The organism is Pectobacterium versatile (assembly GCF_020166435.1).
Taxonomy (GTDB): domain Bacteria; phylum Pseudomonadota; class Gammaproteobacteria; order Enterobacterales; family Enterobacteriaceae; genus Pectobacterium; species Pectobacterium versatile.
Genome location: NZ_JAINZP010000002.1, coordinates 247786 through 268637 on the forward strand (window position 1 = coordinate 247786; position 20852 = coordinate 268637).

The window sequence follows — 20852 nt, forward strand, 5'->3', positions numbered from 1 at the left end:
TTAATTAATGCTTTCTGCTTTTCGCTTCTGCGCACTCACGAAGCCATACGTCAGCTGTTGCGTTTCTTTATCCAGTTCCACCGTCACAGAACCCCCATCCACCAGCGAACCAAACAGCAGTTCGTTGGCCAGCGGTTTCTTGAGGCTTTCCTGCATCACGCGTGCCATTGGTCGAGCACCCATTGCTTTGTCATAGCCTTTCTCTGCCAGCCAGTCGCGCGCTTCATCGCTCACTTCCAGCGACACGCCTTTCGCATCCAGCTGCGCCTGAAGTTCTACGATAAACTTATCGACAACCTGCTGAATGACATCGGTCGACAGATGGTTGAACCAGATAATGCCGTCCAGACGGTTACGGAACTCCGGCGTAAACACCTTCTTAATTTCTTCCATCGCATCAGTACTGTTGTCCTGATGGATGATGCCGATGGATTTACGCTGTGTTTCCCGCACGCCTGCGTTGGTGGTCATGACGACAATAACATTGCGGAAATCCGCTTTACGACCATTGTTGTCCGTCAGCGTACCGTTATCCATCACCTGCAACAGCAGGTTAAAGACGTCAGGATGCGCTTTTTCGATCTCATCCAACAGCAGCACCGCATGAGGATGCTTAATCACCGCATCCGTCAGCAGCCCGCCCTGATCGTAGCCCACATAGCCGGGAGGCGCGCCAATCAAGCGGCTAACCGTATGGCGCTCCATGTATTCGGACATATCAAAGCGCAGCAGTTCAATATCCAGCGCTTTGGCCAGTTGTAACGTCACTTCCGTCTTACCGACACCGGTAGGACCCGCGAACAGGAAGGAACCGACCGGTTTACGCTCCTGACCCAGCCCTGCTCGACTCATCTTGATAGACTCAGACAGGGCTTCGATTGCTTTGTCCTGCCCAAACACCAGCATTTTCAGGCGGTCACTGAGATTTTTCAACACATCGCGATCGCTGGCGGAGACGGTTTTCTCTGGAATACGGGCGATACGAGCGACAACCGATTCAATGTCACTCACATTGACCGTTTTCTTACGTTTGCTGACCGGCATCAGACGGCTGCGCGCACCAGCCTCATCGATCACATCAATCGCTTTATCCGGCAGATGACGATCGTTGATATATTTCACAGCCAGCTCTACTGCGGCACGAACCGCTTTCGACGTATAGCGAACATCATGGTGAGCCTCATATTTCGGCTTCAGACCATTAATGATTTGTACGGTTTCTTCCACGCTCGGTTCAGTGATATCGATTTTCTGGAAACGACGCGCCAACGCCCGATCCTTTTCAAAGATATTGCTGAATTCCTGATAGGTGGTAGAGCCAATAACGCGAATCTTGCCGCTGGAAAGCAGTGGTTTAATCAGATTAGCGGCATCGACCTGACCACCGGACGCCGCGCCAGCGCCGATAATCGTGTGGATTTCATCAATGAACAGAATACTATTTTTATCCTGCTCCAACTGCTTCAACAGCGCCTTGAAGCGTTTTTCAAAATCACCACGGTATTTGGTGCCTGCCAGCAGCGCGCCGATGTCCAGCGAGTACAGGGTGCACTCCGCCATCACTTCCGGTACATCGCCCTGCACAATACGCCAGGCCAGCCCTTCAGCAATCGCGGTTTTACCGACGCCGGATTCGCCGACCAGCAGCGGGTTATTTTTACGGCGACGGCACAATACCTGAACCGTGCGCTCCAGTTCCTTATCCCGGCCAATGAGCGGATCGATACCGCCAACGCGAGCCAGTTGATTCAGATTGGTGGTGAAGTTTTCCATACGGTCTTCCCCTCCTGCCTGTTCTTCATTGACGGGACTTTCAGGGTTTGGCGCCTGATCGGATTCTTCTTTACGCGTGCCGTGAGAAATAAAATTCACCACATCCAGACGGCTGACGTCATGCTTGCGCAGCAGGTAGGCGGCCTGAGATTCCTGCTCGCTAAAAATCGCAACCAGAACGTTGGCGCCAGACACTTCACTCCGACCGGAGGACTGCACATGAAAGACGGCGCGTTGCAATACGCGCTGGAAGCTGAGCGTCGGCTGCGTTTCTCGCTCATCGTCACTTTTCGGTAATGTTGGTGTGGTCTGTTCAATGAAGGCTTCCAGCTCTTGACGCAGCGCGGCTAAATCTACCGTACAGGCCTCCAGTGCTTCACGGGCGGCTGGGTTGCTGAGCAGAGCCAACAGCAGGTGCTCCACGGTCATAAACTCATGTCGGTGCTCACGCGCTTTGGCGAAAGCCATGTTGAGACTGAGTTCCAGTTCTTGATTGAGCATAGGCACCTCTCCCAATAAATCGCCTGACTTCAGGCTTTTTCCAGCGTACAGAGCAGCGGGTGCTCATTCTCTCTGGCATAACGATTGACTTGTACAACCTTGGTCTCAGCCACTTCAGCGCTGAATACGCCACAAATTGCTTTACCCTGATAATGCACCGTTAACATAAGCTGTGTGGCACGTTCAATATCATAAGAAAAGAACTTTTGCAGAACGTCAATAACAAATTCCATCGGGGTGTAATCATCGTTATTCAACACCACGTTATACATGGATGGCGGCTGCAATTTTTCTTTCTGTTGATCGACAGTCAAGCTTTCCGATTGTGACCACGTACTGTTGTTTCCCATTCTCTATCCACATCATGTAACGAATATCGCGATTCGCGACATTGGTCTATTTATTCCCAATAGATTCGAGAAGCAGGAAATGAACGCCTGCGACTTGAAAGATGACGGGTTATACCCTAAATAATTCAAGTTGTGTGAAGGCGGCAACCCCACGAGTCTCCAGGAGTTTACTCAAGTAAGTGCCTGGAGTGGGTAAGGGCAGTCAACGCACAAGCAGCTTGAAGTATGCCGAGTATTTCTACATTTAAAGTAGCACGTCTACTTTTTATTTTACCACCTGAGGAATGAAATGGTTCCCAGAAAGCAAAATTCAAGACCGATACCCGAGATCTTGATTACGCCACGCGGTTGCTGGCTCATCAATAGCGTTATCTGCATCAAACTTTAACAAACTCCCTTCCCCATCACGCGGTAGATCGCTTGACGCTGGAATCGATTTCACTAAAGTGTACGAATGAATTGATGGGGTTTTAATCAATTCGTATTCGTAGTAACCAAATAACCACACCTTACTGAAAAAATACTCTTGCGAAGGATGTCAATGCATGGAGACAGGTACTGTTAAATGGTTCAATAATGCCAAAGGGTTTGGTTTTATCTGTCCAGAAAGAGGGGGTGACGATATCTTCGCACACTACTCAACGATTCAAATGGATGGCTACCGGACTCTGAAAGCCGGACAGGTTGTCAGGTTTGATGTACATCAAGGGCCGAAAGGCAATCACGCCTGCCTGATCGTCCCGCACATTGTCGAGGCCGTACCCTGATCCCTTCTACACCCTACATTTTTACTCAGAACACGCGGCACTAAACAGTAAAAATTAATACAATGTGACAAATGCCGTTCATTACACTGAACGGCATTTTTTATCACGGCCGCAGCTGCGTTACTCTGCACAGTTACTTGTGAAACTCATCTACTTATGAAATTAATCTGCACGCCCGCGAGCCAGCCACAGCACGCGCGAGAACATGCCACGAATGAGCGGAGGGATCGCATCGGTGCCTATCGCTGCGGCCTCCATCGCCACTTCAATCGCCAGATCAGGTTTGGATGAACGATGGGTAGCCTTGATAATGACTTTGTGCATCGATAACGGCACTTTCTCCGGCAATTGTGCGATGCGGTGATAAACGTGGCTGAATCCCTCACGATACATGTAGTGCTCCATGTCTGATGCGGGCAAGACGGTCAGATGATCTCGCTCACTTTCATCCTGTACGATTAGTTGGCTCCTCGCCATTGCAGCATATTTTTTCCCCGCATCGTCACCATCAACCAACACATGCCATTCAATCCCCATACGACGTGCGAATTTCAGCAATGGCCGGAGGCCCGATTGGGCAAACTCAATCACTTTTACCCCTTCTGCCTCAAAATGATGGCCGCACTGGCGCGCCAGTTCATTCAGCATCCAGACTTCGGTCTCCCCTTCCACCAGCAGCCAACAGCGGGCAAAGAGCGAAGCTGGCCGATTCAACCGAATGTGAAACGCAATGCGTCGGCTATCTTCAGCATTCATCCCCTGACGGCCAATACGGAATGTCGCAACCCGTGAGGATTCGCGCACCAGACGGCACACCTGCTCCATCGGCACTAGCGACAGCAGCTCTCCTGAATTCGTGGTTGTGATCTTCTGGAGTGGCAACTGCACCAGAAGCCCCCAGGCGACGGATAGCATAATCGGGTGCAGCCGGGTTTCCGGGTCTTCAATCAGCAAAAGCGGACGCGCATGGGGATCCAACGCCACCGATCCTTTCGCCTGTAACAGCGTAGAAAACAATTCCAACAAGATAATTCGGCGACTACGGCTATTGGGATCGGCAATCAGGCGGTTGATGTTATCCAGCGATCGCCACGATTTACCGTTGTGCGTTCGCGCATGCCGATGATGGCGTCGGTCGTTACCCGTGGCGTTCTGCTCGGAAAAATAGTGCTCCAGCAGTTGCCGCATCGCCACTAACCCCTGACGCAACTCTTTATCCGTCAGCTTCTGCGGATTTTGCACCAGCTCGCGCATCAGTTGCTCAAACTGCTGGGCCAGCTTTTCATTGCTGTTATCTAACGTTGCTGCCAGCGTCCCAGACCGCAGGCGCCGCATAAAACGCGCGTCTCGCAGCCGCAACACTGGGTGCAGGCGGATAATCTCTCTGGCCAGTTCATCAATATCATCCAGCGGTATCGGGTGCCCGTCAGCATCCAGAAAGCTGCGCCAGGTGAAGACTGACTGGCTTTCGTCCACCTCACCTTCCAGCCGATAAAAAACGCGGTATAGCGACTCATTTCCCTCTATCCAAACGGGGCTTAACGAACGGTAGCGAGGGGATAGATGATGGCTGGGTGCTGTCTCGCAAAACGTGAAAATAACTTGAAGATGCTTTTCCCGGCTATTTTCATCTCCCGGTGTGAAGTGGAAATCCTGCATATCAAAATGATAAAGCGGCAACGTCGGTGCCAGCAGCAGCGAAAGCGCATCCAGCAGGCTTGATTTCCCCCAGGCATTCTCACCAATCAGTACATTGTTCTCGTCCAACGTCAGCGACAGACGATTGATTCCCCGAAATCCCAGGATTTCAATACTTTCCAGATGCATTCTTCTCTCCTGTAGCAGCAGCCTGCGAGTTTCTGCTGAAAAAACGCTCACCGTATAGAATATCCTGCCAGACAGCGCTTTACTCACCGCGATAATTTGTTTAATTTTAATAGATTATCGTTTTTCTTCCCGCCAAGTGTAGCCGATGAATCCCACGATGTTGTTAATGACAATATTGTTAACGCACGGTTTTGTGTTTCCGCCGTGCCGATATCTATCGGGGTAGAAATGAAGAAGAAAAGCCTCATTGTTTGACTACGGCAACCCTCGTCAATCCTAAAATACGGGTTAGCGCCGTTTTTCTCGCGTAAGGACATCAATTCTGTGATGTATTCAGGATTATTAATTATTTTATTACCGCTCATCATTGGCTATCTGGTACCGCTGCGCGGCAAAAAAGCATTACAGCTGATTAACCAACTGCTGAGCTGGATGGTGTACATTATTCTGTTTTTGATGGGCATAAGCCTAGCCTTTCTGGAAAATCTCAGCAGCAATTTGTTACTGATCTTCCGCTACACTGCCGTCTTCGCCTTCTGTATTGTCGCGGCAAACGGCATTGCTCTGTGGCTGTGGGAAAAACGCAACGCGTGGCGTAGCAAGTACAGAGATGAGGCGCCACCTTCCCGACTGCGAATGATCCTTGAATCGTGCAAACTCTGCGGCGTGGTATTCGGTGGTTTTCTGCTGGGCTTAACGCAATGGCCGGGATTCACCTACGCCAGCAAAGGCAGCGAATATGCACTGATCTTCCTGCTCTTTTTGGTCGGCGTTCAACTGCGTAACAGCGGGATGACGTTGCGCCAAATTGTTTTAAACCGTCGCGGTCTGGTCATTGCGCTTATCGTCGGTATCAGTGCGCTCGGTGGTGGCCTGCTGGCTGCGTGGATTCTGGGGCTGCCGCTGAAAACCGGTCTGGCGATGGCATCCGGCTATGGATGGTATTCACTGTCAGGCATTCTGCTGACCGATGCACTCGGGCCCGTCATCGGCAGCACCGCGTTTTTCAACGATCTGACTCGCGAGCTACTGGCGATTATGCTGGTTCCCGTGTTGGCACAGCGTAATCGCTCCTGTGCGTTAGGCCTTTGCGGTGCAACATCGATGGATTTCACGCTGCCCGTTTTGCAGCGCAGTGCGGGTATCGACGTCGTGCCTGCTGCTATCGTACATGGTTTCTTATTAAGCCTCGCGGCGCCAATACTGATGGCGCTATTTTCTTCATAAGCGCACACTAAACACCGTTTTCCCCCTCGTTTATGGGCTGTGATTGAGAGTGATTTTCATTGCCCATCACCAAACTTGCGCTAAATCAAATTTACCTAAAGTTGCAGTAAAAAAGCCTTTTTACCTGCCTCGGCTAACACTATGCTTTAAACAAGCATTTAAAATGCAACTTAAAAAAGGAAGTCATTATGTTTTGTGTGCAATGTGAACAAACGATTCGTACCCCTGTTGGAAACGGCTGCTCTTACGCGCAGGGCATGTGCGGCAAAACCGCAGAAACCTCCGATCTGCAAGACCTGCTGGTCGCTGTGCTGCAAGGGCTTTCTGCCTGGGCGCTGAAAGCGCGCGAGCTGGATATCATCGATCACGATGTCGACAACTTTGCGCCACGCGCCTTCTTCTCGACGTTGACCAACGTTAACTTCGATTCCCAACGCATTATTGGCTACGCACAGGAAGCCATTACACTGCGTGAGTCTCTGGCTGTTCGCTGCCGTCTGCACGATGCCACCGCGACCGTGGATCACCCAATGGCAGCCATGCAACTGGCTGGCAACGATATTCCGACCTTATTGCAACAGGCAGCGGATTTTGCGCTGGACAGCGATAAAGCCAGCGTGGGTGACGACGTTCACGGCTTGCGCATGCTCAACCTTTACGGCCTGAAAGGCGCGGCGGCCTATATGGAACACGCCCACGTTCTCGGTCAGTATGACAACGCGATTTATGCCGAATATCATGCTTTCATGGCATGGCTGGGCACGCAGCCATCCGATGTTGACACCCTGCTGAACAACGCAATGGGCATCGGTAAAATGAACTTCAACGTTATGGCAATCCTCGACCATGGCGAAACCAATGCTTACGGTCATCCACAGCCGACCTCCGTTAACGTCCGCCCGATTGCGGGTAAAGCAATTCTGATTTCAGGTCATGACCTGAAAGACCTGCGCATGCTGCTAGAGCAAACCGAAGGCACCGGCGTGAATATTTATACCCACGGTGAGATGCTGCCTGCGCACGGTTACCCAGAGCTGAAAAAATTCACGCATCTGGCGGGTAACTACGGCAGCGGCTGGCAGAACCAGCAGACTGAATTTGCCAAATTCCCTGGCGCGATCGTCATGACCTCTAACTGCATTATCGATCCAAACGTGGGTAACTATGGCGACCGCATCTGGACGCGCAGCATCGTTGGCTGGCCGGGCGTGAACCACCTCGAAGGCGACGATTTCAGCCCAGTTATCGAACAGGCACAAGGTCTGGCTGGTTTCCCATACAGCGAAATCGAGCACATGATCACCGTCGGCTTTGGTCGTGAAACGCTGCTGAGCGCTGCTGATACCGTCATCGATTTAGTAGCACAGAAAAAACTGCGCCACGTCTTCCTGGTTGGCGGATGTGACGGTAGCCGTGAAGAACGTAGCTACTTCACTGACTTTACGCTGAACGTTCCGCAAGACTGCCTGATCATGACGCTGGCCTGCGGTAAATACCGTTTCAACAAACTGGACTTCGGTACGCTGGAAGGCCTGCCACGTTTGCTGGATGTCGGCCAATGTAATGACGCCTACGCGGCAATTATTCTGGCTGTGAAACTGGCGGAAAAATTGGGCTGTGGCGTGAACGACCTGCCGCTGAGTCTGGTGCTGTCCTGGTTTGAACAGAAAGCGATTGTCATCCTGCTCACCCTGCTGTCCCTCGGCGTGAAGAATATCTACACCGGGCCGACGGCTCCAGGCTTCCTGACAGACAACCTGCTTGCCATTCTGAACGACAAATTCGGTATGCGAGCGATTACCACCGTTGAACAGGATATGAACACCATTCTGGCCGCTTGATGAATCAATGCGGACGGCGGAGCGCGTTCCTCGTCACGCAGCGTGAGGTGTCGGCATTGATGCCTCACGCTAAGCCTACTGTCTTATGGGCCGCCATTTTACACGCTTCACCGTACCCGTTTGTTATGGAGATTGATTATGACCATGCCCGCACTACAGATTGGGCCGACGCTGCTTTGTTCTAACCGCATGCAGGTACACTCGATTACTCAGGAAACGCCTGATGTTTGGACGATTTCACTGGTTAATCATGATTTTTATCCGTATCAGCCGGGTCAGTATGCGTTAGTCAGCATTGCCAACAGCGCGGAGACGCTACGAGCTTATACGATTTCGTCTTCACCGGGCCTCAGCCGTTTTATCACGTTGACGGTAAGAAGACTGGACGACGGTGTCGGCTCCCGCTGGCTGACCCAAGCGCTGAAAGTCGGTGACTATCTGTGGCTGTCCGATGCACAGGGCGAGTTTACCTGTGCCAACGCCGTCAGCGATCGCTACCTGATGGCAGCGGCAGGCTGCGGCGTCACGCCGATTATGTCGATGTGCCGCTGGCTGCTGGCAAACAAATCACAAACCGATATCCACGTTATTTTCAACGTGCGCAATCCGCTGCAGGTGATCTTCGCCAAAGAATGGCAGGATCTGGTGCAGCGTTATCCACAGCAGCTGCATCTGACGCTGATGGCAGAATTTGACGCTGCGCCCGGCTTCCTCTCTGGACGAATCAGCGGCGACCGGCTGGTCGAACACGTACCGGATATCGCCAGCCGCACCGTGATGACCTGCGGCCCAGCGCCGTACATGAACCAGATTAAGACCCTGAGTCAGCAGCTTGGCGTTGCCTCAAACCGCATCTTCAAAGAACAGTTCCGCCCAGCAGATGACGTGCTGGATGACGACGCCGATCAGCTCACGCTGACCATCAGTCGTCCGCTGAAAAATCTGCGCGTTCCGGTAGGAATCAGTCTGCTGGCAGCGTTGGAAGCCAATAAGGTGCCGGTTGTCGCCGCCTGCCGTGCCGGTGTTTGCGGAAGCTGCAAAACCCGCGTGCTATCCGGAAATTACACCACCAGTAGTACCATGACGCTAACACCAGCCGAGATCGAACAGGGCTATGTTTTGGCCTGTAGTTGCCAGCTGCAAGGCGACACCGTTCTGGCCTGATACGCCCGCGTTTTACCCCCTTCTGTCCGGTAGCCTTTGCTATCGGGCAGGTAGGCCGTGTTAAATTGCGCTTGGTTCCAGGCGAGTATTAATCCCATACTTTTCATCGCTTTTTGCCCTTTCCCGATTTGCCTTTTCGCGATTATAGTAAGCCATGGTTATATTTTGCTGTGGAGCCGCTGGCACATGACATCCCCCTCAGCCCCGATCCTGATTCTGGGCGCAACTGGCTACATTGGTCGCCATTTAACCGAACGATTGAGCAAACAAGGCAACCGAGTCATCGCTGCTGGTCGGAATACCGAATCCCTCGCGTCACGGAATTGGCCGGGCGTCGATTGCCAACAGGTTGATCTCGCTAAGCCAGAAAGCCTGCCTGAGGGTCTGTGGGGAGCGGAAACACTCTATTATCTGGTGCACAGCATGGGCGACGGCGCGGACTTCGTGGCAAGGGAGCGGATGACCGCCATGAATCTGTTGTTGGCACTGGCCTCCAGCCGCGTAAAACAGATTATCTATCTGGGATCGCTTCAGGCGAAAGACGATACCTCGCCGCATATGCAGGCGCGCCAGATCACGGGAGATGTTTTACGCAGTAGCGGCATTCCCGTCACAGAGTTGCGTGCAGGTATTATTATCGGTACCGGTTCGGCGGCGTTCGAGATCATGCGCGATATGGTCTATAACCTGCCGATACTGACGCCGCCCCGCTGGGTGCGATCTAAATCGTCCCCCATTGCGCTGGAAAATCTGCTGGTGTATCTGATCAATATCGCGCAGCACCCCACCACAGAAAACCGCATCATGGATGCCGCAGGCCCCGAATACATCAGCTACCAGACCATGTTCGAGCGTTTCATTCAGATCAGCGGCAAGCGCAGATTACTGATACCCGTTCCCATGCCAACGCATCTGGTGTCCGTCTGGTTCTTGCATTTGGTGACATCGGTTCCCCCGTCTATCGCCCGCGCGCTGATTCAGGGGTTAAAACACGATTTACAGGCCGATGGCCGCGAACTCCAGGCATTGATCCCACAAACGCTGATTAGCTTTGATGACGCCGTGCGCTTCACGTTGCAAAGCGAAATGGAGAGCGTACAGCAGGCAGACTGGGGCGATGACACCGAGGTCCGCGCACGCTGGAAGCCCAATTACGGCTTTTATCCTAAACAGGCGGGCCATACGATGGAGACGTCCGCTTCCAGTCCGGCGCTCTGGCAGGTCATCCAGCAGGTCGGCGGGAAAGAAGGCTATTTTTACGCGAATACACTCTGGAATATCCGAGCCCGGCTGGACGATCTCTGCAGCAACGGCGTGACTTACGGACGCCCCGAGCGTCCGACGCTGGAAGTGGGCGACAAGATTGACGGCTGGAAGGTTATTTCGATCAAGCCACAGCGTCAGCTAGTGCTGTTATTCGGCATGAAAGCTCCGGGGCTGGGTAAACTCAACTTTACCATCACCGATAAGGGCACTCACCGAACGGTGGATGTCCGCGCCCGCTGGCACCCTTCTGGGTTCAACGGGCTGGTCTACTGGTTTCTAATGATGCCTGCTCATCTGTTTATCTTCCGTGGTATGGCGGCGCGTATTGCGAAACTGGCAGAGAAGGAAACGATTTAGCGGCTGCCGTATTTTTCCAGCAGCGCATCAACGATCGCTTCGCTCTGTGCATCTGGCTGGCCTTGATAATTCTCAGGACGGAAATGCATCTGGAAAGCGGCAATCACCTGCCGCTTTTCGCGCGCCGTCATTATGTCTTGCACCGAGTAACCATAGCGCCCCAGTTTCTCCAGCAGAACCGCTTCATCCACCGGCTGCATCGGTAGTCGTTCGTTCAAATAGAATGCTACCCGCTGCGCATCCGGCCAGGCACCAATGCCTGCTTGCGCCAGCGCCTGCCAGGGGAACAGCGGCCCGGGGTCTTGTTTGCGCTGTGGAGCAATATCGCTGTGCGCCACCACGTTCTGCGGGGCAATCTGATAGCGGTCGACAATATCGCGGGCGATCGCAGTCACGAGCTGAATCTGCAAGGCGGTAAACGGCTCCCACGTATAGCCTGTTAGCGTGCGCTGATAGCCCGCGTTTTCGATCTCAATACCAATCGAAGAATTATTCAGTCGACTAAATCCGCGCCAGCTACTGGCTCCCGCATGCCAGGCAGCCTGAGATTCAGGTACCAGTTGCCAGGCAAGCGGCTTGCCGCGCTGCAAAGGTGGATGTGCTGGAATCAGATAATGGGCGCTGACATGCTCATCCGTCAGAATATTCAGCGAGGTGGCAAAGTCTTCCGCCGTATAGTGAATCACCAGAAAGCGGATACGCGATTCCTGCGCCCGCGACTGCAACCCGGTCTCCAGCACATAATTATTCTGTTCCTGCAACAAGGAAGGTGCTGACTGGCAACCCGCTAACAGCCCCAATACTATACAGAGCATCCATTTCAACATCGTTATTCCTCCACAGGCCTTTGTCACCCCATCGTTTGTTTATATCATTCATGTATCTGTCCCCATCGCTGGAGTGAACATATCAAAAACAGGCAATTACACAATTTAATTTACGCGCTACCAAGCAACTCTTTTGATACTTGCTGTTTATGCAGTCCTCAGCGTTGCCTGCTATAGGATTGAAATAGATCTCTGCCGCCCCTCGTAAAACACGAAAATTTATCATTTCGCCGAAAAAAAAATTAAATAAGAACACTCATTCACAGTTAAAAATATTCAGAACAGTAATATTATTCACACTATTTATTTAGTGGGTAAACTATAAAACACAAACATTAAACACACATAAAACAAAAAAACATATTTTTAAAAACAAACTAATATAAATAAACACCACGCTACAGTATTGGCGAACATTAATATTTTTAAATCAGGAGATTGATATGGATAACATTGCTTTTCCTAAAGGAAATATGAAGTATACAAACGACCACAGTCTAAAACTTCTACGACTACAATCATCATTAGGTGAAAATATTCTTCTCGGTGTCGAAGCGATTGGCCTAGGATATAATCCATTTATCCCGAATGCTGGATATGCAACCGTAAGCAGTGGAACTGTCCAACTGTTTGATTGGGCTCATGCAAACATGAAGAAGGTTTCCTTCATGCCAGAATTTGAGGTGCCAGAAGTGGTAGATGTGCAACAGGAAGATCGCTCAAGTTATAGAAATATCACAGGTAAAACGATTACAGAGTACCAAAGTAAACTGGCAACAAACGTTGCCATGAAAGGGAGCTACCATTTCTTTAGCGGATCATTGTCAATCGATTATGAAGAAAATTCATTGCGTAATGCCGAAAATGAATTCACCCGTATCCAGCAAACGATCAACCTCTGGTCTCTTCGATTGTACATTATTAAATCCTTGCGGAGTCTTATGAAAGCAGAGATAAGAGAACAGTTAGATGAGCTGGATACCAATAACCCTGATGCGATTAGTGTGTTTTTCAATAGGTTCGGCAGCCATTTTTTAACAGGTATAGTGATGGGCGCGCGCGCCACACTCGCCTCATCAACAGATAAACTCAGTGTCAAGCGAGATTACTCTATTTCCACAGTCGCCCAAGCCAGCTATGAAGGGTTAACCGGCCAATTAAGTGCAGAAAATCACACAAAATACGGTGAATCCATCTCCAGTTTTTCGCAGTATTCGACATCGCATCAGGAGGTACTTGGTGGTAATGGCAGTTTAGCAAGTGGGGTTTTTACTGGCAAAGAAGGCTATCAGAAATGGGTGGACAGTGTGGGTTCATCACCAGACTTTGTGGATTTCGTTCCTACAATGCCAATGGAAGAAATTTGGCTACTGTGTGAGAATGAGCAGCAAGCCAATGCAATGGCATCACACTACAATACCGTTTGGGCACCAGAACAATCCGCTAAATATAAAATAAACCCAAACTATATTAATGAGCTGATAGTCATTACTGGTGGCAGTTCAACGATCACCCCACCGTCTGGCTATACTAAAATCCCCTATGATTTGAACAAAGGCTCTGACGGAGATTTTATTTATCTTTGCTATCATGAACAAGAATGGATTTCTGATAACCCTAAACAAGCCATCACGAATATTCAGATCATTTACAATGATGAAAAAACACCCACAGGTTATATAAAGTTACCGCAAGATCTTAATAAAGGCGCAGATGGCGCTTATGTTTACCTTTGCTATAAAAAAGAGGATTATCATCTTGATACAGCAATCAAAAAAATCACCGTCATAGGCGGAAATAATGCCGACATCAATGCCCCCTACGGGTATAACAAAATACCTGGCGATTTAAACAAGGGGGCAGACGGTCAATACATCTATGTTTGTACATTTGTAGAAGTCTAAAACAGACTCGCTGCATTTTTGATTTCTCACGATAGTGGTTTCAATCTACGAATATAGCATTCATGTTCACCGTATCACACTCTCCCGAAGGGGAGAGTGTGATACGGTGAACTCACATGCCATCATCCACTTTCCTGTGCTTGATCTTTCAGCAACACGCCACTTCACGACAGAACGAACCCTTTTCACCTTTACCTATTGAGGTTCATCACGTCTTAGCGTACATCAATAGAAAACGGCAGTGAAAGACCCGATTAGCACCCTGCCAACAGCCCCACAGAGCATCCATTTCAACATCGTTATTCCACTATTATGTATTTTTTCCACACCACCTCTTTGCCAACTCACCATGTTATATCCAGGCGATTCTCATCACTAGCGGCGAACTTTTACCGCAGTACCGCTAACGGTCACCATCAGCATGCTGCCATCCTTCCCGACGGTTTCATAGTCAAGATCAATGCCCACAATGGCGTTCGCCCCTAAATCTTCGGCTTGCTCCTGTAACTCTTTGAACGCAATTTGCCGGGCCTTACGCAACTCTTTCTCATAGGCGCCGGAACGGCCGCCGACCACATCGCGAATGCTGGCAAAAAAGTCACGAAAGATGTTTGCTCCAAGAATAGCTTCGCCGGTTACGACGCCACAATATTCAGTGACGGTGAAACCTTCCAGACTTGGCGTGGTGGATAATTGCATGTCGTCTCCTTTCACTGCTTTTCTAATGAATGTTAAGCACACGTAAATATAAGTCGGCGGTACTGTTAGCACCCGCGATGAGAAAGCGAGCGCCCAGATTGTAAGCCGCTATTTTGTGCTATTATTTAATCAACAAATCGCTTATTGGCAAATTTTAACCCACGGTGATTGCATAACTATTCTGCCGACGTTAACATTCGCCGCATCAATGTCTATTCAATTCTTACGCATGAGTATTCAACTAAACGGCATTAACTGTTTCTACGGCACATACCAGGCACTATTTGATATCACCCTCGATTGTCCTGCGGGTGAAACGCTGGTTCTTCTTGGTCCCAGCGGTGCGGGAAAGAGCTCGCTGATACGCGTTCTTAATCTGTTGGAAATGCCGCGTTCTGGCAAGCTTTCCATCGCCGGTAATCAGTTTGATTTTCAGCGCACGCCATCCGACAGCGCGATCCGTGAATTGCGTCAGAACGTCGGAATGGTGTTCCAACAATATAATTTGTGGCCGCATTTGACCGTGGTGCAGAATCTTATCGAAGCGCCCTGCCGCGTGCTGGGGCTGAGTAAAGAAGAAGCGAAAGCGCGGGCGGACAAGCTGCTCACGCGCCTGCGCCTCAATGACTTTGCCGATCGCTTCCCTCTCCATCTTTCTGGCGGACAACAACAGCGTGTCGCGATTGCCCGTGCGCTGATGATGGAACCTCAGGTTCTGTTATTTGATGAACCGACTGCCGCGCTGGATCCAGAAATTACCGCTCAGGTCGTCAACATCATCCGTGAATTGGCAGAAACTGGGATTACGCAGGTGATTGTGACCCACGAAGTTGAATTTGCCCGTAAAACGGCCAGCCGTGTGGTGTATATGGAAAACGGCCGCATCGTTGAACAAGGGGATGCGACGCACTTTACCCAGCCGCAGACGCCTGAATTCGCTGGTTATTTGTCACATTGATTACTATCAGGAAAATGATAATGAAAAAATTGATTGTTGCAGCCTTATTCGCCGTTGGTGCCGCCTCTGCTAACGCCGCAGATACCATCCGTTTCGCGACTGAAGCCTCCTACCCTCCGTTCGAATTTGTCGATGCCAATAACCAGATCCAAGGTTTTGATATCGATCTGGCGAATGCACTGTGCAAAGAAATGCAGGCGACCTGTACGTTCAGCAATCAGGCCTTCGACAGTCTGATTCCCGGATTGAAATTCCGTCGCTTCGAAGCCGTCATCGCGGGAATGGATATTACGCCGGAACGTCAGCAGCAGGTGTCATTCACTCAGCCTTACTATGACAACTCCGCTCAGTTTATTGCCCAGAAAGGGAAAGTTGCCGATATCGCCGCGCTGACAGGCAAGCGCGTTGGCGTACAGAATGGCACTACCCACCAGAAATACCTGATGGAAAGACATAGCGATATCAAAACCGTGCCTTACGACAGCTACCAGAATGCCGTGCTGGATCTGAAAAATGGTCGTCTGGATGCCGTGTTCGGTGATACTGCCGTGGTTAACGAATGGCTGAAACAGAACGATGCGCTGGCAACCGTTGGTCAGAACGTGACGGATAAAGGTTACTTCGGTATCGGTCTGGGCATCGCCGTGCGTCAGAACAACGATGAGCTGCTGAAAAAATTCGACACTGCGCTCAACAAAATCAAGCAGGATGGCACTTACGAGACCATCTACAAAAAATGGTTCCAGCAGTAATCTGACGCTAAATGATTGAATTTCAACCTCTTGCAAGCGCCGCTGGGATGACCATCGGCCTTGCCGTTTGTGCACTGATGCTCGGCCTCGCGCTGGCGATGCTGTTTGCCGTTTGGGAAACTGTCCGCTGGAAAGCCGTTAGCTGGACGGGAACCGCGATCGTGACGCTGTTGCGTGGCCTGCCAGAAATTCTGGTCGTGCTGTTCATCTATTTCGGCTCTTCTCAACTGCTGATGATGCTGGCAGACGGGTTTACCCTGAATCTCTTCATCGTGCAGATTCCGGTAAAACTGGATATCGGCATGTTTGAAATCAGCCCATTCCTGTGCGGCGTGATTGCGCTGGCGCTGCTGTATGCGGCCTACGCCTCCCAAACGCTGCGCGGCGCGCTGAAAGCCGTCCCGCAAGGGCAATGGGAATCGGGTCAGGCGCTGGGGCTCAGTAAATCCGCGATCTTTTTCCGTCTGATCATGCCGCAGATGTGGCGTCACGCCCTGCCGGGATTAGGCAATCAGTGGCTGGTATTGCTGAAAGATACCGCGCTGGTATCGCTGATCAGCGTGAACGATTTGATGCTGCAAACCAAAAGTATTGCGACACGGACGCAAGAGCCCTTCACTTGGTACGTTGTCGCGGCGGCGATCTATTTGATTATTACGCTGTTAAGTCAGTATGTGCTGAAACGCATTGAACTGCGCACCACGCGTTTTGAGCGGAGGCCTTCCTGATGCTCGCTTATTTACCTGAGCTAGTAAAAGGCCTGCATACCAGCCTGACCTTAACTGCCGTTTCCATCGTCATAGCGCTGGTGTTATCACTGCTGCTGACTGTGGTGCTGACGCTCAAAACGCCTGTCATATCGCTGTTGGCGAAAGGCTACATTACGCTGTTTACCGGTACGCCGCTGCTGGTGCAAATCTTCCTGATTTACTATGGGCCCGGACAGTTTACTTCTATCCAGCAAATCCCCTGGCTGTGGAGCCTGCTTTCACAGCCGTGGCTGTGTGCAATGGTGGCACTGGCGCTCAATAGTGCAGCGTATACTACGCAGCTGTTCTATGGTGCGGTAAAAGCGATTCCCGCCGGACAGTGGCAGTCCTGTGCCGCGTTGGGCATGGATCAGAAGCAAACATTACGTATTTTGCTGCCGTTTGCGTTTAAACGCGCGCTGTCTTCTTATTCAAATGAAGTGGTGCTGGTGTTTAAGAGTACCTCACTGGCTTACACCATCACGCTGATGGAAGTCATGGGCTACAGCCAACTAATGTACGGTCGGACGTATGATGTGATGGTGTTTGGTGCCGCTGGGATTATCTACCTGTGCGTCAACGGGTTACTGACGCTGCTGATGCGCTGGGTCGAGCGTCGTTCGCTGGCATTCGAACGCCGTAATTAATCCTTATCGCATTTATCCACTTAGAAAGCAGGCTTTGATAGCCTGCTTTTTTTATGGCGTGCTGATGTAAAAACATGCAATAAATCGACTCGTTAATCATTTTAATTGCATATAAATTCAATCAATGGCATGGTAATCGCCATGACGTCGGAATCTTTCCGCACATATATTCATACCCTAAATAATTCGAGTTTCAGGAAGGCGGCAAGAGAAGGCATCCCGATGAGCTTACATAAGTAAGTGATTCGGGTGCGTGAACGCAGCCAACGCACATGCAACTTGAAGTATGACGGGTATGAACTATAAGAAAAACAGACAGGAGTAGGTAATGAAAAAATTAGTGCTCGCCACGTTACTGGCAGGAATCGCCTTCAGCGCCACCGCCGCAGACACCATCCGTTTTGCGTCATCAGCCACCTACCCGCCATTTGAGTCACTGGATGCCAGTAACGAAATCGTCGGTTTCGATATGGATCTGGCGAAAGCGCTGTGTAAGCAAATGCAGGCGACTTGTACGTTCACCAATCAGGCGTTTGACAGCCTGATCCCTGCGCTGAAATTCCGCCGCTATGACGCAGTGATTTCCGGTATGGACATCACGCCAGAGCGCAGCAAGCAGGTCGCGTTTACGCAGCCTTACTATGCCAACTCCGCCGTGGTTATCGCGCAGAAAGGCAAATTCAGCGACTTTGCCGCGATGAAAGGCAAACGTATCGGGATGGAAAACGGCACGACGCACCAGAAATACATGCACAACAAGCACCCGGAAGTGCAAACCGTTTCTTATGACAGCTATCAGAACGCGGTGCTGGATCTGAAGAATGGCCGTATTGATGGCGTATTCGGTGATACCGCTGTCGTCAACGAGTGGATCAAGACGAACCCTGAACTGGCAACGGTTGGCGAACATGTGACTGACGCAGAATACTTCGGTACCGGACTGGGCATCGCCGTTCGTCCTGACGACAAAGCGCTGCTGGAGAAGTTAAATAAAGCGCTGGATGCCATCAAAGCTGACGGCACTTACAAAACCATTAACGACAAGTGGTTCCCGCAATAAGGTTCACTTAGTTTAACGCGGTGTGATACACCGCGTTAAACTGTAGATAAAGTGTGTAGAGCGGTGATAATGGATAGATCGTAAAGACGCTGTAAATACGTCCCTGTACGCTCGGATTGCGCCATCCATGGCGCAAACGCTTTACTCTTCTATTCCATTATCACCGTTCTCGTTCCGTAAATGGTTTTATCAATACGGTTCTACGCTTCCACTTTTTACGCCTTTTATAGCAAATCCCACAAAGCATTCAGATGTCCTGACTTTGCCTTAGCCATCCTCACGCTTCAATAACGTCAGCACTTCATAGTGCGCTGTATGCGGGAACATATCGAACAGCTGTACGCGCAGCGCACGGTAATTCGCCAATTCCGTCATATCTTTCGCCATGCTTTCAGAGTTACAGCTGGAATAGAGAATATAGTCTGGTGCCATGCGGCTCAGGTAGGCACACAGTTCGCTGCCGATACCGCGGCGCGGCGGATTGACCAACACCAGATCGGGGATTTCCGCTTTAGCTGTCGCGAACTGTGTTGAATCCAGCGCCTGAAACTCCACCTGCTTCAACCCTAACTGTTCCGCAGAGCGACGCGCGCAGGCTATCGCCTCAGCGCTGATTTCAATGCCCGTCAGACGCATCTCAGGTGACGCACAGTGCAGGCCAAAACCCCCTACCCCGCAAAACAGATCCCACATGCTAGTAATATTCAGCTCTGCAACCCAATCGCGTGCCGTCGCATACAGCGCGGCTGCCACCTGCGGGTTCGTCTGGAAAAAGCTTTGCGGACGGATATACAGCGGCACCTGATTGAATTGTTCAGCCAACGCGGCAGCGTCACTCAGGATAATCTCCGTTTTCCCTTCCATAATCGCCTGATGTACAGGCTGGATATTGGCGGATATCACCTCAAGCTGAGGTAATTGCTGCTGTAGCCACGGCAATGCGGCACGCAACTGCGCAAGCTTCGTTTCTGAGCGCAAGACAAAACGCAGCATGAACGTACCGTGCTGCGTACTTTCCGTCAGCAGCAGGTATTTCAGTTCCCCGCGACGTCGAGCCACGTTATAAGGCGTCAGCCCTGCCCGAGCAATGAAGACCTTAAGCACATCGAAAACCGGCGCGAAGCTGGGCGGATAAAGCGGGCAATCGCAGAGATCCACCGTCGTTCCGTCACGATGCAGCATCCCCAGCAGCGGGCGTTCTACGCTGCCGCTCACCACCATTTTGGCTTTATTACGAAATGCAGACTGCGCGGAAGGTTGCACGGGCAACCAGCGCTGCACGGCGTGAGGGTGCAGCAAACCTTCAAGATGCTGCTGCTTATCAGACAATTGCTGCGGGTAGGCTTTTTCCAACCATTGGCAGGAACGACAGGTTCCCATGCTGTAGCGGGCACAATGCATAAAATCTAACTATTAAAATAATACGGAATGCGAGGATTATATCACTCTGGCGGCGTCACCCTGCGACCTTTTACTGATTCATGGTGACGCCAGCAGCCAGATTAGCTCATAAGAGAGAAATGCCTATTTCTGCCGCGTAAAAAAACGCTTACTGCGTCGTGGCAAAAACAATAAAACAATCACCAGAAGATCTGGGATCTTTTGCAACAGGAGCTGATGCAGCACAGCAGCATTGTTCTCTCCTGAGATATGAAATATCGCCGGCATAAGCTCACTGAGTGACGCCAGCAGCAGGTAACAAACCACGACGGCCTGGCAGGCCACATAACCCCATCGCCCCCAGTTCACTCCGGCCAAAGCGGCAAAGCCACAGCGAATTTCAACACTGACGATAATCAGCGATAGCAGTAACACCAGCGTTGAATCCCAGGCTTCCGCGTTGCTGCCAATCCAGCCGCTCAAATCGCTGAGTCCTAGCTCCCAGACAAGCAGCAGAATCCCCAAAACACGAGTAGCAATAATCGCAATCCCCGCCACCATCACGGGCACCGGGGCATAAACTTTGCGTTGTGTTATTTCCTTCTTCATATATAGAATTTCAACGCTCTCCCTTCATGCGGTATTTACCCGCCAAAAATACAGCATCAATATAAAGTCTGATGCCAATATAGAACTTGCTAGTCATACAAAACTTGATTGCCATACAAAACAGCAACGCCCCCATACTCTGGCGGCGTTGCTGGAAATCTTCGCTAGGCTAACAAATTACGATGAGAAATCGA

At 50.8% G+C, this 20852-nt stretch carries 18 protein-coding genes; 11 read left to right on the forward strand and 7 right to left on the reverse strand.

All coding sequences use genetic code 11. The features are described 5' to 3' along the window. Together clpA and clpS are read right to left on the reverse strand one after the other, a co-directional pair. Positions 1–2274, reverse strand: a complete 2274-nt coding sequence (gene clpA, locus K7X24_RS03920) for an ATP-dependent Clp protease ATP-binding subunit ClpA (protein WP_224553101.1) — start codon at positions 2272–2274, stop codon at positions 1–3. Positions 2275–2303: 29 nt separating this feature from the next. Continuing rightward, positions 2304–2624, reverse strand: a complete 321-nt coding sequence (clpS, locus tag K7X24_RS03925; protein WP_224553103.1) for an ATP-dependent Clp protease adapter ClpS — start codon at positions 2622–2624, stop codon at positions 2304–2306. A 545-nt stretch (positions 2625–3169) separates the two neighbouring features. Here clpS and cspD point away from each other — a divergent pair. Next, the gene (gene cspD, locus K7X24_RS03930) at positions 3170–3391 is read left to right on the forward strand and encodes a cold shock-like protein CspD (RefSeq protein WP_224553105.1); all 222 of its coding nucleotides are present in this window, start codon (positions 3170–3172) and stop codon (positions 3389–3391) included. A 162-nt stretch (positions 3392–3553) separates the two neighbouring features. Here cspD and K7X24_RS03935 read toward each other — a convergent pair whose 3' ends face one another. Further along, positions 3554–5218 carry an ATP-dependent endonuclease gene (locus K7X24_RS03935; protein ID WP_224553106.1) on the reverse strand — a complete coding sequence of 555 codons (1665 nt, stop codon included), beginning with the start codon at positions 5216–5218 and terminating at the stop codon, positions 3554–3556. Between the two features lie 327 nt (positions 5219–5545). On the opposite strand from K7X24_RS03935, the gene K7X24_RS03940 reads away from it, so the two are divergent. From K7X24_RS03940 to K7X24_RS03955, 4 genes are all read left to right on the forward strand, one after another. Continuing rightward, a complete protein-coding gene (locus K7X24_RS03940) occupies positions 5546–6445 on the forward strand; it encodes a lysine exporter LysO family protein (protein ID WP_224553348.1) in 900 nt (299 codons plus the stop codon). A gap of 188 nt (positions 6446–6633) precedes the next feature. After that, positions 6634–8286 carry a hydroxylamine reductase gene (gene hcp / locus K7X24_RS03945; RefSeq protein WP_224553108.1) on the forward strand — a complete coding sequence of 551 codons (1653 nt, stop codon included), beginning with the start codon at positions 6634–6636 and terminating at the stop codon, positions 8284–8286. 138 nt (positions 8287–8424) lie between these two features. Continuing rightward, positions 8425–9450, forward strand: coding sequence for an NADH oxidoreductase (hcr, locus tag K7X24_RS03950; protein ID WP_224553110.1), 1026 nt, complete (start codon positions 8425–8427; stop codon positions 9448–9450). A 186-nt stretch (positions 9451–9636) separates the two neighbouring features. Then, the gene (locus tag K7X24_RS03955) at positions 9637–11073 is read left to right on the forward strand and encodes a DUF2867 domain-containing protein (protein ID WP_224553112.1); all 1437 of its coding nucleotides are present in this window, start codon (positions 9637–9639) and stop codon (positions 11071–11073) included. On the opposite strand, the gene K7X24_RS03960 is transcribed toward K7X24_RS03955, so the two are convergent. Continuing rightward, positions 11070–11900 carry an N-acetylmuramoyl-L-alanine amidase gene (locus K7X24_RS03960; RefSeq protein WP_224553114.1) on the reverse strand — a complete coding sequence of 277 codons (831 nt, stop codon included), beginning with the start codon at positions 11898–11900 and terminating at the stop codon, positions 11070–11072. The two genes, K7X24_RS03955 and K7X24_RS03960, sit on opposite strands and share 4 nt — an antisense overlap. 443 nt (positions 11901–12343) lie before the next feature. Between K7X24_RS03960 and K7X24_RS03965 the strand changes: the two genes are divergently transcribed. Beyond that, entirely contained in the window at positions 12344–13804 is a 1461-nt protein-coding gene (locus K7X24_RS03965; protein ID WP_224553116.1) for an MAC/perforin domain-containing protein, read from the forward strand. A gap of 375 nt (positions 13805–14179) precedes the next feature. Here the strand turns inward: K7X24_RS03965 and K7X24_RS03970 are convergent, their stop codons facing one another. Beyond that, positions 14180–14503: a heavy metal-binding domain-containing protein gene (locus K7X24_RS03970; protein WP_224553118.1), complete on the reverse strand. Its 324-nt coding sequence runs from the start codon at positions 14501–14503 to the stop codon at positions 14180–14182. 229 nt (positions 14504–14732) lie between these two features. Here K7X24_RS03970 and artP point away from each other — a divergent pair, with 229 nt between their 5' ends. The 5 genes from artP to artJ (K7X24_RS03995) all read left to right on the forward strand — a co-directional run bounded on the left by artP (position 14733) and on the right by artJ (K7X24_RS03995) (position 18669). Next, complete coding sequence (gene artP / locus K7X24_RS03975) at positions 14733–15461, forward strand: arginine ABC transporter ATP-binding protein ArtP (protein ID WP_280927623.1); 729 nt, start codon at positions 14733–14735, stop codon at positions 15459–15461. A gap of 20 nt (positions 15462–15481) precedes the next feature. Then, a complete protein-coding gene (artJ, locus tag K7X24_RS03980; protein WP_224553120.1) occupies positions 15482–16213 on the forward strand; it encodes an arginine ABC transporter substrate-binding protein in 732 nt (243 codons plus the stop codon). An 11-nt stretch (positions 16214–16224) separates the two neighbouring features. Beyond that, positions 16225–16941, forward strand: a complete 717-nt coding sequence (gene artQ / locus K7X24_RS03985) for an arginine ABC transporter permease ArtQ (protein WP_224553122.1) — start codon at positions 16225–16227, stop codon at positions 16939–16941. Then, complete coding sequence (artM, locus tag K7X24_RS03990; protein WP_224553124.1) at positions 16941–17609, forward strand: arginine ABC transporter permease ArtM; 669 nt, start codon at positions 16941–16943, stop codon at positions 17607–17609. Before artQ ends, artM begins: the two co-directional genes overlap by 1 nt. 328 nt (positions 17610–17937) lie before the next feature. Then, positions 17938–18669 (forward strand): arginine ABC transporter substrate-binding protein, encoded by a 732-nt coding sequence (artJ, locus tag K7X24_RS03995; protein WP_224553126.1) that lies wholly within the window; start codon positions 17938–17940, stop codon positions 18667–18669. 267 nt (positions 18670–18936) lie between these two features. On the opposite strand, the gene rlmC is transcribed toward artJ (K7X24_RS03995), so the two are convergent. Together rlmC and K7X24_RS04005 are read right to left on the reverse strand one after the other, a co-directional pair. Beyond that, positions 18937–20070, reverse strand: a complete 1134-nt coding sequence (gene rlmC / locus K7X24_RS04000) for a 23S rRNA (uracil(747)-C(5))-methyltransferase RlmC (protein ID WP_224553128.1) — start codon at positions 20068–20070, stop codon at positions 18937–18939. 123 nt (positions 20071–20193) lie between these two features. Continuing rightward, positions 20194–20646 (reverse strand): YbjO family protein, encoded by a 453-nt coding sequence (locus K7X24_RS04005; protein ID WP_224553350.1) that lies wholly within the window; start codon positions 20644–20646, stop codon positions 20194–20196. Positions 20647–20852 lie beyond the last annotated feature (206 nt).

Excerpts from the sequence above, each read along its gene's own strand:
- K7X24_RS03940 (WP_224553348.1), top strand. The coding sequence starts at position 5,546 with ATGTATTCAGGATTATTAATTATTTTATTACCGCTCATCATTGGCTAT.
- K7X24_RS03935 (WP_224553106.1), bottom strand. The coding sequence starts at position 5,218 with ATGCATCTGGAAAGTATTGAAATCCTGGGATTTCGGGGAATCAATCGT.
- K7X24_RS03960 (WP_224553114.1), bottom strand. The coding sequence starts at position 11,900 with ATGTTGAAATGGATGCTCTGTATAGTATTGGGGCTGTTAGCGGGTTGC.
- cspD (WP_224553105.1), top strand. The coding sequence starts at position 3,170 with ATGGAGACAGGTACTGTTAAATGGTTCAATAATGCCAAAGGGTTTGGT.
- K7X24_RS03955 (WP_224553112.1), top strand. The coding sequence starts at position 9,637 with ATGACATCCCCCTCAGCCCCGATCCTGATTCTGGGCGCAACTGGCTAC.
- rlmC (WP_224553128.1), bottom strand. The coding sequence starts at position 20,070 with ATGCATTGTGCCCGCTACAGCATGGGAACCTGTCGTTCCTGCCAATGG.
- hcr (WP_224553110.1), top strand. The coding sequence starts at position 8,425 with ATGACCATGCCCGCACTACAGATTGGGCCGACGCTGCTTTGTTCTAAC.
- hcp (WP_224553108.1), top strand. The coding sequence starts at position 6,634 with ATGTTTTGTGTGCAATGTGAACAAACGATTCGTACCCCTGTTGGAAAC.
- K7X24_RS03970 (WP_224553118.1), bottom strand. The coding sequence starts at position 14,503 with ATGCAATTATCCACCACGCCAAGTCTGGAAGGTTTCACCGTCACTGAA.
- K7X24_RS03965 (WP_224553116.1), top strand. The coding sequence starts at position 12,344 with ATGGATAACATTGCTTTTCCTAAAGGAAATATGAAGTATACAAACGAC.
- clpA (WP_224553101.1), bottom strand. The coding sequence starts at position 2,274 with ATGCTCAATCAAGAACTGGAACTCAGTCTCAACATGGCTTTCGCCAAA.
- artJ (WP_224553126.1), top strand. The coding sequence starts at position 17,938 with ATGAAAAAATTAGTGCTCGCCACGTTACTGGCAGGAATCGCCTTCAGC.
- artQ (WP_224553122.1), top strand. The coding sequence starts at position 16,225 with ATGATTGAATTTCAACCTCTTGCAAGCGCCGCTGGGATGACCATCGGC.
- artJ (WP_224553120.1), top strand. The coding sequence starts at position 15,482 with ATGAAAAAATTGATTGTTGCAGCCTTATTCGCCGTTGGTGCCGCCTCT.
- artP (WP_280927623.1), top strand. The coding sequence starts at position 14,733 with ATGAGTATTCAACTAAACGGCATTAACTGTTTCTACGGCACATACCAG.
- clpS (WP_224553103.1), bottom strand. The coding sequence starts at position 2,624 with ATGGGAAACAACAGTACGTGGTCACAATCGGAAAGCTTGACTGTCGAT.
- artM (WP_224553124.1), top strand. The coding sequence starts at position 16,941 with ATGCTCGCTTATTTACCTGAGCTAGTAAAAGGCCTGCATACCAGCCTG.